This window comes from Amycolatopsis sp. lyj-346 (assembly GCF_046548975.1).
In the GTDB taxonomy this organism is placed as follows: Bacteria; Actinomycetota; Actinomycetes; order Mycobacteriales; family Pseudonocardiaceae; genus Amycolatopsis.
On sequence record NZ_JAJPWT010000002.1, the window covers coordinates 708,619 to 721,030 of the forward strand.

At 72.2% G+C, this 12,412-nt stretch carries 8 protein-coding genes and 1 pseudogene; 4 read left to right on the forward strand and 5 right to left on the reverse strand.

Translation table 11 applies throughout. From position 1 onward, the window contains the following. Window positions 1–32 precede the first annotated feature (32 nt). The 3 genes from glpD to ACLJQE_RS09610 are packed head-to-tail and all read right to left on the reverse strand — an operon-like array spanning window position 33 to window position 4,093. Window positions 33–1,721 (reverse strand): glycerol-3-phosphate dehydrogenase, encoded by a 1,689-nt coding sequence (gene glpD, locus ACLJQE_RS09600; protein WP_410638786.1) that lies wholly within the window; start codon window positions 1,719–1,721, stop codon window positions 33–35. A gap of 20 nt (window positions 1,722–1,741) precedes the next feature. Further along, window positions 1,742–3,256 carry a glycerol kinase GlpK gene (gene glpK, locus ACLJQE_RS09605; protein ID WP_410638787.1) on the reverse strand — a complete coding sequence of 505 codons (1,515 nt, stop codon included), beginning with the start codon at window positions 3,254–3,256 and terminating at the stop codon, window positions 1,742–1,744. A gap of 15 nt (window positions 3,257–3,271) precedes the next feature. Further along, on the reverse strand, window positions 3,272–4,093 hold the full coding sequence (locus ACLJQE_RS09610) for an MIP/aquaporin family protein (RefSeq protein ID WP_410638788.1): 822 nt from the start codon (window positions 4,091–4,093) through the stop codon (window positions 3,272–3,274). Between the two features lie 153 nt (window positions 4,094–4,246). Between ACLJQE_RS09610 and ACLJQE_RS09615 the strand changes: the two genes are divergently transcribed. The 3 genes from ACLJQE_RS09615 to ACLJQE_RS09625 all read left to right on the forward strand — a co-directional run bounded on the left by ACLJQE_RS09615 (window position 4,247) and on the right by ACLJQE_RS09625 (window position 8,533). After that, window positions 4,247–4,999: an IclR family transcriptional regulator gene (locus tag ACLJQE_RS09615; RefSeq protein WP_410638789.1), complete on the forward strand. Its 753-nt coding sequence runs from the start codon at window positions 4,247–4,249 to the stop codon at window positions 4,997–4,999. Window positions 5,000–5,009: 10 nt separating this feature from the next. Next, on the forward strand, window positions 5,010–6,962 hold the full coding sequence (gene glpK / locus ACLJQE_RS09620) for a glycerol kinase GlpK (protein ID WP_410638790.1): 1,953 nt from the start codon (window positions 5,010–5,012) through the stop codon (window positions 6,960–6,962). A 161-nt stretch (window positions 6,963–7,123) separates the two neighbouring features. After that, window positions 7,124–8,533 carry a flavin monoamine oxidase family protein gene (locus tag ACLJQE_RS09625; RefSeq protein WP_410638791.1) on the forward strand — a complete coding sequence of 470 codons (1,410 nt, stop codon included), beginning with the start codon at window positions 7,124–7,126 and terminating at the stop codon, window positions 8,531–8,533. A 60-nt stretch (window positions 8,534–8,593) separates the two neighbouring features. Here the strand turns inward: ACLJQE_RS09625 and ACLJQE_RS09630 are convergent, their stop codons facing one another. Beyond that, on the reverse strand, window positions 8,594–9,427 hold the full coding sequence (locus ACLJQE_RS09630; RefSeq protein ID WP_410638792.1) for a substrate-binding domain-containing protein: 834 nt from the start codon (window positions 9,425–9,427) through the stop codon (window positions 8,594–8,596). A gap of 123 nt (window positions 9,428–9,550) precedes the next feature. Between ACLJQE_RS09630 and ACLJQE_RS09635 the strand changes: the two are divergent. Then, window positions 9,551–10,322, forward strand: a pseudogene (locus ACLJQE_RS09635) (DUF1996 domain-containing protein); the annotation flags it as partial. Between the two features lie 4 nt (window positions 10,323–10,326). Here the strand turns inward: ACLJQE_RS09635 and ACLJQE_RS09640 are convergent. Further along, the gene (locus tag ACLJQE_RS09640) at window positions 10,327–12,372 is read right to left on the reverse strand and encodes a glycoside hydrolase family 2 protein (protein WP_410638793.1); all 2,046 of its coding nucleotides are present in this window, start codon (window positions 12,370–12,372) and stop codon (window positions 10,327–10,329) included. Between the last annotated feature and the right edge of the window lie 40 nt (window positions 12,373–12,412).

Below are 12,412 nucleotides of genomic sequence, written 5' to 3' on the forward strand. Positions count from 1 at the left end.
CATGGGGGTGCCTTTCCGGCACCGGGGCGGATTCAGCTCGGCAGCAGCGCCGGGGCCGCGAGGCGGGTGGCGTTCGCCGCCGCGTCGTCCGGGGCTTCCTGAGCCGAGCGCTCCGCCTCCACGCGGGCCAGGTAGTTCGCCACCTCGCGGTCCGTGCGGTGCGCGTCCCAGCCGAGCAGCGGGGCCATCAGGCCGGCGACCACCGGGGCCGCCGCCACGCCGCGGTCGCGCTCCTCGATCGAGATGCGCGTCCGCCGCGTGAGGACGTCCTCCAGGTGCAGCGCACCCTCGTGGGAGACCGCGTAGACGGCCTCCACGCGGAGGTACTCCGAGGTCTCCGTGATCGGTTCCCCCAGCGAAGGCTGCTCCTCGATCAGGTCGAGGAGGTTCCAGATCCGCGTGCCGTACCGCTGCAGCAGGTGCTCGACGCGGGTCAGCGGCAGCCCGGACTTCGCGGCCACGCCGGCGCGGTCCTCCCACAGCTCGTGGTAGCCCTCGGCGCCGGCGATCGGGAGCCGGTCGGTCCACGACGGCGGGGCCGGGCGGCCGAGCTCCTCGACCGCGACGTCGACCGCGTCCGCGGCCATCACCCGGTACGTCGTGTACTTGCCGCCGGCCACGATGACCAGGCCCGGCACCGGGTGCGCCACGGCGTGCTCCCGCGACAGCTTCGTCGTCGCGGCCGCCTTCGCCGCCAGCAGCGGGCGGAGACCGGCGTACACGCCCTCGATGTCGTCGTGCGTCACGGGGGTGCGCAGGACGGCGTTGAGGTGCTCCAGCACGTAGTCGACGTCGGCGCGGCTCGCTGCCGGGTGCTCGCGGTCGAGGTCCCACTCGGTGTCGGTGGTGCCGACGATCCAGTGCCGTCCCCACGGGATGACGAACAGCACGCTCTTCTCGGTGCGCAGGATCAGCCCGGTGTCGAGGTCGATCTTCTCCCGCGGCACCACGAGGTGGATGCCCTTCGACGCGCGGACGGTGAACGGCGCGGGGATGCCGGCCGCCGCCGCCATGTCGTCGCTCCACACGCCGGTGGCCGCGACGACCGTGCGGGCGCGGACCTCGAACTCGACCCCGCTCTCGCGGTCCACGACCTTCGCCCCGACGACGCGTTCGCCGTCCCGAAGCAGCGAAGTGACGCGAGTCCGCGTCAGGACCGAAGCGCCCTGCTCGGCGGCGGTCCGCGCGATCGTCATCGTGTGGCGGGCGTCGTCGACCTGGGCGTCGTAGTACTGGATCGCCCCGATCAGCGCGTCGTCCGCGAGCGCCGGGGCCACCTTGAAGGCGCCCCGCTTGGACAGGTGCCGGTGCCGCGGCAGCGCGCGGGCGCCGCCGAGGGTGTCGTACAGCGTGACGCCGGCGCCGATGTAGCCGCGCTCCCACACGCGGTGCTGCAGCGGGACCAGGAACTTGACCGGCCGCACCAGGTGCGGGGCCAGCTTCTGCAGCAGCAGCCCGCGCTCCTTGAGCGCTTCGCGCACCAGCTTGAAGTCCAGCTGCTCCAGGTAGCGCAGGCCGCCGTGGATCAGCTTGGACGACCGGCTGGACGTGCCGGCGGCGAAGTCGCGGGCTTCGACCAGCGCGGTCGACAGCCCGCGGGACGCGGCGTCGAGCGCTATCCCGGCGCCGGTCACGCCCCCGCCGACGACGAGCACGTCGACCTCTTCGTCGACCAGCTTCCGCAGCGTCTCCGCCCGGTACTGCGGGGAAAGCGGGGTCACGGTGTTCCTCCTCCTGCTGCTCACTGCACGTCCACCCAGTCGAGCGTGCGGCCGACGGCCTTCTGCCAGCCCGCGTAGCCTTCCGCGCGCTGCTCGTCGCTCCACGACGGCGTCCAGCGCTTGTCCTCGTTCCAGTTCTGCTCGAGCTCGTCGGTCGACTTCCAGAACCCGACCGCCAGCCCGGCCGCGTAGGCGGCGCCGAGCGCGGTGGTCTCGGCGACGACCGGCTTCGAGACCGGCACGCCGAGGATGTCCGCCTGCAGCTGCATGCACAGCTCGTTGGCGGTGACGCCACCGTCCACACGCAACACGTCGAGCGGCACGCCGGAGTCGTTCTGCATGGCCTCGACGACATCGCGGGTCTGGTAGCAGATCGCCTCCAGGGTGGCCCTGGCGATGTGGGCGTTGGTCGTGGCGCGGGTGAGCCCGACGATCGCGCCGCGCGCGTCCGAACGCCAGTACGGCGCGAACAGCCCGGAGAACGCCGGGACGAAGTAGACGCCGCCGTTGTCCTCGACCTGGCGAGCCAGGCTCTCGCTCTGGGCCGCGCCGCTGATGATGCCCAGCTGGTCGCGCAGCCACTGCACGGCCGAACCCGTGACGGCGATCGAGCCTTCCAGCGCGTAGACCGGCTTTTCGTCGCCGAACTGGTAGCACAGGGTCGTCAGCAGGCCGTGCTTCGACCGGACGAGCTCCTGGCCGGTGTTGAGCAGCAGGAAGTTGCCGGTGCCGTAGGTGTTCTTGGCCTCGCCGGGCCGGAAGCAGACCTGCCCGACGGTGGCGGCCTGCTGGTCGCCGAGGACGCCGGTGATGACGACCTCGCCGCCGAGCGGGCCGTCCGCGCGGGTGGTGCCGAAGCCCGGGTTGGACGACGGCCGGATCGCCGGGAGCATCTGCCGCGGGACGTCGAAGAACGACAGCAGCTCGTCGTCCCAGTCGAGCGTTTCAAGGTCCATCAGCATGGTGCGCGAAGCGTTGGTCGGGTCGGTGACGTGCACGCCGCCGTCCGGGCCGCCGGTGAGGTTCCAGATGAGCCACGAGTCGGTGGTGCCGAAGAGGGCGTCGCCCTTCTCGGCGTCCTCGCGCACGCCCGGGACGTTCTCCAGGATCCACTGCAGCTTGCCGCCGGAGAAGTAGGTGGCGGGCGGCAGGCCGGCCTTGCGGCGGATGACCTCGCCCTTGCCCTCGCGCTCGAGCGCGGAGGCGATCCGGTCGGTGCGGGTGTCCTGCCAGACGATCGCGTGGCCGTACGGGCGGCCGGTGCGGCGGTTCCACACGACGGTGGTCTCGCGCTGGTTGGTGATGCCGAGCGCGGCCAGGTCGGCCACGGTCAGGTTCGCCTTGTTGAGCGCGGTGGCGATGACCGAGCGGGTGCGCTCCCAGATTTCGGTGGCGTCGTGCTCGACCCAGCCCGGCCTGGGCAGGATCTGCTCGTGCTCGAGCTGGTGGCGGGCGATCTCGTTGCCGCCGTGGTCGAAGATCATGAAGCGGGTGCTGGTCGTGCCCTGGTCCACGGCACCGACGAAGTCCGGCATGGTCGTGCTCCTCAATCAGTTGGCGGGCTCGAGGTCCTTGGCGGGCATGGCGTCCAGCGGGTCCCCGGTGGGGAGGAAGCGCTCGATCAGGAACTTGTAGATCGCGCCGCCGACAAGGGCACCGATGACCGGCGCCACGATCGGGATCCACCAGTAGGGGAAGCCGTACTGGTCGGACCACGCCGTGTCGTAGCCGGTCAGCCAGGAGGCCAGGCGCGGGCCGAAGTCGCGGGCGGGGTTGATCGCGTAGCCGGCGTTCGTGCCCCAGGCCATGCCGATGGCGACGACGAGGAAGCCGACCACGACCGGGGCCAGGTTCGCGCCCGGCGAGGTGTTGCGGAGGTCGGTGATGGCGAAGAGAACGATCAGCAGGATCGCGGTGCCGATGATCTGGTCGCGGAAGGCACCCCAGTCACCCACCGGAAGCGTGCCGTTACCCGGAAGGGTGGAGAACACGCCCTGGGTCTTGATGGTGAGGCCGGGGTCCTTGGCGTTGAGCACCTCGGTGTAGTTCCAGCGCACGAGCAGCGCGGCGACGAAGGCGCCGGCGGTCTGCGCCAGTGCGTAGGGGGCGACCTTGCGCCACTCGAAGCCCTTGAACACCGCGAGGGCGATGGTCACGGCCGGGTTCAGGTGCGCGCCGCTGATCCGCGAAGCGACGTAAACACCCAGCGTGACGCCGAGGCCCCAGGCCCAGGCGATGCTGTCGTGGTCCCCGATGCCCGCGGCGACGACCTGCGCCACCACCCCGCACCCGAACAGGATGAGGATCATCGTTCCCACGAACTCGGCGGCCATTTCGCCGCCGAGCCCGCGGGCCTTGAGGTTTCGCACCATTGCTTTCCTCCACAAAGGACCTTGTCCCCCCACTGATGGAGTGAAGTTAAGTTCGCGTGTCAGGCGGGTCAACGGACGGCGGTCGGCATTGTCGAACGCCCGATGTGGATGTTCGACATTGTCGAATCGGGGCCGGTCGGTTAGGGTCGCGCCGTGCCCGGTCCGATCCAGTCCATCGAGCGCGCCGCCGCGATCCTGCGGTTGCTGGCGCGTGGTTCGGGGCGCCTCGGAGTCGGCGAGATCGCCGAATCACTGGAGCTGGCGAAGGGCACCGCGCACGGGATCCTGCGCACGCTGCAGGGCGTCGGGTTCGTCGAGCAGGACCGCGACACGGGCAAGTACCAGCTCGGCGCGGCGCTGCTGCACCTGGGCACGAGCTACCTCGACGTCAACGAGCTGCGGTCCCGGGCGATCAACTGGGCCGACGCACTGGCCGCGCGCAGCGGCGAGGCGGTCCGGATCGGCGCGCCCCTGGAGGGCCGGGTGCTGGTCGTGCACCACGTGTTCCGGCCGGACGACAGCCTGCAGACCCTCGACGTCGGGACGCTGCTGCCGCTGCACGCGACCGCGCTGGGCAAGGTCCTGCTGGCCTACGACACGACGTTGAAGGCCACGCCGGAGCCGTACACGCGCCGCACGCTGGTCACCCAGACGGCGATCAAGCGTGCGTGTGCGAAGGTGCGCGAGGCGGGCTGGGCGGAGGAGAACGGCGAGATGGTCTCCGGCGAGGCGGGCATCGCGGCCCCGATCCGCGGCCACGGCGGCATCGTGGTCGGCGCGATCGGCGTGTCGGGGGCGGTCGAGCGCCTCTGCGAGCACGACGGCAGCCCCAACCCCCGGCTGCTCGGTCACGTCCGCGACGCGGCCCGCGCGGTGTCCCGCGACCTCGGCGCGTCCCGATGGTGAAGGGAGGACCATGGTCCAGCGGTACGTGATGTCCATCGACCAGGGCACCACCTCCACCCGGTGCATCCTGTTCGACGCCCGCGGCCGGCTCGTCTCCGTCGTGCAGCGGGAGCACCAGCAGCACTTCCCGCGGCCCGGCTGGGTCGAACACGACGCGACCGAGATCTGGCGGAACGTCGCCCGGATCGTGCCGCAGGCACTGGCCGACGCCGGGGCGGGCGCCGAACAGGTCGTCGGGCTCGGGATCGCCAACCAGCGGGAGACCACCGTCCTCTGGGACCGGCGCACCGGCAACCCGGTCGGGCGGGCGATCGTCTGGCAGGACACCCGCACCGACGCCATGCTCGAACAGCTCGCCCGCGAACCCGGCGCCGACCGCGTGCGGCAGCTGTGCGGGCTGCCGCTGGCGACCTACTTCTCCGCGCCCCGCATCCGCTGGCTGCTCGAACGCACGCCCGGGCTGCGCGAGCGGGCCGAGCGCGGCGACGTCCTCTTCGGGACCATCGAGAGCTGGCTGATCTGGAACCTCACCGGCGGCGCCGAGGGCGGCGTGCACGTCACCGACGTCACCAACGCCTCCCGCACCATGCTGATGAACCTGCGCACCCTGAACTGGGACGACGAGCTCCTGGAGTTCTTCGACGTCCCGCGGGCGATGCTGCCGCAGATCCGGTCCTCGACGGAGGTCTACGGCACCACCAGCCGCGTCGTGCCCGGCATCCGGATCGCGGCGGCGCTGGGCGATCAGCAGGCCGCCCTGTTCGGCCAGACCTGCTTCGCGCCCGGCGAGGCCAAGTGCACCTACGGCACGGGCAGCTTCCTGCTGCTCAACACCGGCCCGACGCCGGTGCTGTCCACCCACGGGATGCTCACCACGGTCGGCTTCAAGATCGGCGACGAGCCCGCGGTGTACGCGCTCGAAGGGTCGATCGCCGTCACCGGGTCGCTGGTGCAGTGGTTCCGCGACGGCCTGGAGCTGATCGGCAGCGCACCCGAGATCGAGACCCTCGCCCGGACGGTCGACGACAACGGCGGCTGCTACATCGTGCCCGCCTTCTCCGGCCTGTTCGCGCCGCACTGGCACAGCGAGGCCCGCGGCGTGATCGCCGGGCTGACGTCGTACATCACGAAGGGCCACCTGGCGCGGGCGGTGCTGGAGGCGACCGGCTGGCAGACCCGCGAGGTCGTCGACGCCATGAACGCCGACTCCGGGCTGGCGCTGTCGACGTTGAAGGTCGACGGCGGGATGACCGCGGACAACCTGCTGATGCAGTTCGTCGCCGACGTCCTCGACGTGCCGGTGGTGCGCCCGATGGTGGCGGAGACGGTGTCGCTCGGCGCGGCCTACGCGGCGGGGCTGTCGGTGGGGTACTGGCCGGACCTGGAGGGACTGCGGCGCAACTGGCACCGCGCCGGCCAGTGGCTGCCGGCGATGGACCCGGCCCGCCGCGACTCCGAATACGCGCACTGGCGCCAGGCGGTGGAGCTGACGTTCGGCTGGATGCGCCCGGCCCCGGCCGCCGCGGCGCCGGGGTCGGACCTGGTCGAGGTGCTGCTGGCCGACCACCGCCGGTTCGAGCAGCTGCTGCGCGACCTGCGCAACAGCGAAGGCGACCGGCCCGCGCTGGTGGCGGAGCTGTCGGCGCTGCTGGTCGCCCACGCGACGGCGACCGAGCGGATCGTCCACCCGGCCGCGCCGGGTCAACCGTTCGCCGAAGACCTGCTCGCGGTCCTGGAGGGCGGCGAATTCGAACCGGCCTTGCTGCGCTTGGAGAACGCCGTGGACACGCACGTCCGCGGCGAGGAACGCGGGCTGCTCAACGAACTGCGCCGCACGATGTCCACTTCGGACCGCACGGGGCTCGGCCGGGCGTTCGTCGCGGAGCGCCGCCGCCAGCTCGACCTCGGCTGCGGCGGGGTGGACCACATCCGCGGGCTCGGCGATCGCTTGAAGCTGCCGTAGCGCAGTCGCCTGGCCGGTCGCCGGCGGTTGACAGCGTGACGGTGGACCGGAAATGATCCGCGGACAAGTGAATCCGCAGTCAGTCGGCGCCGTGGTGGTAGGTGGGTGCGCCGGCGTGTTCGCGCACGTCGCGAACGCGCCCGACCCACCCAGGAGGTTTCGTGTCCCCCCACCACCCCGAAGTCGATGTCGTCGTGGTCGGCGCCGGTATGGCCGGTCTCGTGTGCGCACATCGGCTGCGCAGCCGGGGCGTCGGCGTCCTCGTCCTCGAAGCCGGTCCTCGACCCGGCGGCCGGACAGCCGGTGCCGAGGTCGACGGCGAGCCCGTCGACCTCGGCGGCCAGTTCATCGGGCCGGGCCAGGACCGGGTGTACGCGCTCGCCGCGGAACTCGGCATCGCCACCTTTCCGACGTACACGGCGGGCTCGAACGTGCTCGAGACCGGGACCGGCCGGTTGCGGCGGTTCCGCGGCATGGCGCCGAGGCTCGGCCCGGTGACGCTGCTCGACGTCGCGCAGGCGCGGTTTCGCCTGGACCGGCTGGCCGGCACCATCGACACCGGAACACCGTGGCGCAGCCCGGATGCGGCCGCGCTCGACGGGCAGACCCTGCAGTCGTGGATCGACCGCACGGTGCGCACCCGGGGCGGGCGCCGGTTCCTCGCTCTCGCCGTCCGGGCCATCTGGGCCTGTGAACCGGGTGAGCTGTCGCTGCTGCACGCCCTGTTCTACGTCAAATCAGCGGGCAGCCTGTCGGCGCTCACCGATTTCGAAGGCGGCGCGCAACAGGACCGGCTGGTGTGCGGTGCCCATGGCCTCGCCCGCCGGCTCGCCGCCGGCCTGGGCGCCGGCCTGCTCCTGGACACCCCGGTCCGGCGGATCGAGCAGGACGACCGCGGCGCCACCGTGATCACCGAAGCCGGAACCGCCTGGCGGACCGGACAGGTGGTGGTCGCGGTTCCTCCGCCGCTCGCGAGCCGGATCGCCTACCACCCGCCGATGCCCGCCGTCCGCGACAACCTCCTGCAGCGCCTCCCCATGGGCAGCGTGCTGAAGTACATCGCCACGTACCCGGAACCGTTCTGGCGGACGGCCGGTCTCAGCGGCGCGGCCCTCAGTTTGCGCGGCCCCATCACGATGACCGTCGACAGCAGCCCGCAGTCCGGACGGCGCGGCGTCCTGATCGCCTTCGTCGGCGGCCGAGCCGCCCGAGACCTCGCCACCTGCTCCGAGGCCGGCCGCCGGGCCCTCCTGCTCGATGCGCTGAGCCGCCTGTTCGGTCCACCGGCCGCCCGGCCCACGGCCTTCGTCGAGCAGAACTGGAACGACGAGCCGTTCACCCGTGGCGCCTACGCGGCCGTGTTCCCGCCGGGCACCTGGACCGGGCCGGGCTCCGCACTCCGCGCCGCCGTCGGCCGGATCCATTGGGCGGGAACGGAAACTTCACCCCGCTGGTACGGCTACATCGAAGGCGCCGTGCGCTCGGGCGAACTCGCGGCGGACACGGTCATCCGGGCGCTGCGGCCCCGTCCCCCGGCGCCGGCCGGCGAGGCGGCTCGACCGCCTTCGTGACCCTGGCGGTTCCCCTTCGGAGCGGGTTGCCCGTGGCTTCCGGAGCGTTCGGCCTTCGGGTCAAACGCCCCGGAGGCAGCGGCTGCTCTCCCGCACCACCAGCTCCGCCTCGACCGTTCCCCACGGCGGCACCGCCACGCCGTCGATGCGGGCCGCCAGAGTGGCCAGCGTCCGGTGGCCCGCCGCCACGTGGTCCTGGCGGACCGTGGTCAGCGGTGGGGCGAAGTACGCCGCCTCGGGCACGTCGTCGAAGCCGACCACGTGGGCGTCGCGCGGGACGCGCATGCCCGCCTCCGCGAACGCCGCCAGCAGCCCCAGCGCCATGTGGTCGTTCGCCGAAAACACCGCGCCCACGCCGGATTCGACCGCCAGGGACTGGCCGGCGCGGAAGCCCGACCGGGCGGACCAGTCGCCGCGGACCACCGGGGGCACTTCCGCTCCGTGGCGTTCGAGGGTCTCGCGCCAGCCGCGCTCGCGGGCGCGGGCCACCGGTCCGTCCTCCGGGCCGCCGAGGTGCCAGACCGTCGGGTGCCCGAGTGCGAGGAGGTGTTCCGTGGCCTGGCGCGCGCCCGCGTACTGGTCGGTCGACGCCGCGGGGACCAGCGGGATGCCGGCGACCGGGGCCAGTTCGGCCAGCAGGTGCCCGTCGAGCACCACGATCCCGGCGACGCCCTGCAGCTGCAGGCCGGCCACCGCGGCCGGCACCGCCGCGCCGCCGGTGCCCGGCACGCTGAAGACGCTCAGCGCGTATTCCTGTTCGCGGGCGGCCGTGCGGAGGCCGTGCAACACCGGCCCGGACGCCGACGACCCGGTCGCGATCACCCCGAGCGTGCCCCGCCGCCGGAGGGGCCGCGCGCGGAGCGGGCCGTCGGGACCTGCGTCGTCCACGGGCATGGGTCGATGTTAGCGATCACACCGATAGACGTGAGCTTTGTTCACTTTCCATAAATAACGAAACGGCAACGGCCTGAACCGGTTCCCGCCGGCGGCCGTTCCCCCCAACCGCCGGCCGCTCCGCACTTCAACCCGGACAACTTCATCGCCCAGCCCGGCATCAAGAACGGTGCCCAGCACCTGCACGGCTACGTCGGCAACCTCTCCACCAACGCCGACTCGAACAACAAGAGCCTCGCGAAGGCCGGTACCACCTGCAAGAACGGCGACAAGTCCGCCTACTTCTGGCCCGTCGTCCGCATCGACACCGGCGAGGCGGAAAACAACCCGCCCGCCACGCAGCCCGACCGGGCAGGCAGCGCCAAGGACAAGGCGAGCACCCAGATCGAGTGCCCCGACGTCGCGAGCAAGCTGCCCGACGTCCCCGACCAGGCGATGGCCGAGGTCGACCGCAACCTCGACCTGCTGGACAAGCAGATCGACGAAGCCGGCAAGCGGATCGCCAACGGCGACCTCAAGACCCCGCAGGACATCCAGAACGCCGTGGTCGGCCCGCTCAAGGACAAGCGCGCGGCCACCATCGACCGGATCGCCATCACGATCGGCCAACGGCCCGGCCAACGCCCGGCCGAGCTGGACCTGCACCGGCTTCGAGGACCGGCTCACCGACCACTACCCGATCTACCCGCCGAACAGCAAGGTCGAGCGCATCCACGCCTTCCCGAACTGCTGGGACGGCAAGAACATCGACAGCGCCAACCACCGCACGCACATCGTGTTCGCCGACCAGCGGGGCAAGTGCCCGCAGGGCTTCAAGAACGTGCCGCAGCTGGGCCAGCGCCTGATGAACCAGGTCGTCAACTGCATCAACACCGGCAAGCGCTGCAACCAGTGACCCGTTACGGCTGCCGGACCCAGGTCACCGTGTCGGTGTGCAGCCGACCGCCCTGGACCGACGTCGCCCGCACGACGTTGGGTCCCGGTTGCAGGGCGACGCCGGGCCAGACGGCGAGGTGACCGCCCGGGACCCGGGTGCCGAGCGGGACGCCGTTGACCGACAGGCTGACCGGCGCGGTGCCGGCGTAGACCTTGACGTCGGTCGTGGCGGTCGTCCGGACCGAGTCGCGGGCGGACGTGATGTGCAGGACCGGCCGCGCCGACCAGTTCGCCTGGTACCAGTAGAAGGCGTCCTTCCGGGTCACCCGGTCGTCGGTGACGAGCCCCTTGTCGTTGATCCCCGGCCGGTCGCCCTCGTTGCGGCCGTCCGACGCGAAGTCGAACATCACCCAGACGAAGCTGCCCCACAGGTACGGCCGGGACTCGATCGCCCGCCACGACGCCTCGGCGACCTCCGCCTGGTACTCCTCGGGGTGCCAGTGCCCGCCCGGCACCGGCGGCACGGGGTGCTGCTCGTGCTGCCGGACGCTCGCGCCCGCACCGTACTCCGAGACCGAGAACCGGCGGCCCGGATCGGCCCGGTGCAGCTCGTCGGCCCACTTCCCCAGGCTCCCGGCGTCGGGGAGGTACCAGCCGTAGTAGCGGTTGTAGCCGGTGAGGTCCGCGTGCCCGGCCAGTGCGTCGGTGTCGGACAGGCAGCAGTGCGCGTAGCTCGTGAGCCGGTCCGGGTCGTCGGCGCGGAAGACGGCCTGGACCGCGGCGAGCACGGCGTTGGCGGCCGGGCTGGAGACGTACTCCTCGTTGCCGAGGCCCCACAGCGCCACCGACGGGTGGTGCTGGTTCTGCCGGACCAGCTCGTGTGCCTGTGCTTCGGCGTTCGCCGTGAAGGCCGGGGAATCGGTGACGAAGCCGACCAGCGGCACTTCCGTCCACACCACCAGGCCCAGCCGGTCGGCGAGTTCGTATTCGCGGGGCGAATGCTGGTAGTGGGCCATCCGGACGGCGTTCGCACCCAGCTCGGCGATCAGCGCGTAGTCGGCGTCGATGTCGGCGCCGGAGACCGCCGCACCCCGGTCCGGACGGCTGGGCAGCTGGGTGTTCACCCCGTGCAGCGGGTACGGGACGCCGTTGAGGAAGAACCCGCGGTCCGGATCGACGGCGAAGGTCCGCAGTCCCAGCGGGACGGTCACCGCGTCGCCGCCCACCTCCGCGGTGACCGAATACCGGTAGGGATCCCGTACGCCGTTCCACCGGTGCGGGGCACGGATGCGCACCGCGGTCGGTACCGGCACGGTGCGGCCGGCCCCCACGGTGACCGTGGTCCCCGACATCGCCACGACCCGGCCCGCAGCGTCCCGGACCACGGTCCGGACGGGGATCCGCCGCGTCACCGCCGCGTCGTTGGTGACCCGGGTGGTCACCGCCAGGTCCGCCGCCGCCGCGGTGAGCTCCTTCTGGCGCACGGTGACACCGGGGCCGCCGTAGTCGAGCGCGTCGACGTGCACCGGGTCGGTGACGACCAGCCGGACGTCGCGGTAGAGGCCACCGAACAGGGTGAAGTCGCCGTCGAGCGGCGCGACGTCCGCGTTCTTCCGGTTGTCGACCGCCACGGCGACGGGCACCGTCCGCCCGGCGGGCGCGAGACCGGTGATGTCGAACCGGAAGCCGGAGTAGCCGCCTTCGTGCCGGCCGGCGCGGTGGCCGCCGACGTAGACGTCGGTGACCAGGTTCGCGCCGTCGAACTGCAGGAACACCCGCCGGTCCCCGGCCGGGACGGCCAGCCGGGTCCGGTACCAGCCGACGTCGCGCCGGTAGTTGCCACCGCCGTCGGCTCCGTCGGCCGCGTTCCACGTGTGGGGCAGCGAAACCGGCGTCCAGGCCGAATCGTCGAAATCGGGGGCCGCGGCGCCGGGAACGTCACCGAGGTGGAACCGCCAGCCGGTGGCCAGCACGGTTTCGGTGCGGGCGCGACCGGGTGCCGCCACCGCGGCCGGGACGCAGATGCCGCACAGCAGCAGGGTGACCAGAGCGAAGACGAGCCGGCGCATGCCCTGGACTGTCACAGCCCGCGCGGGCACGGTCAATGCG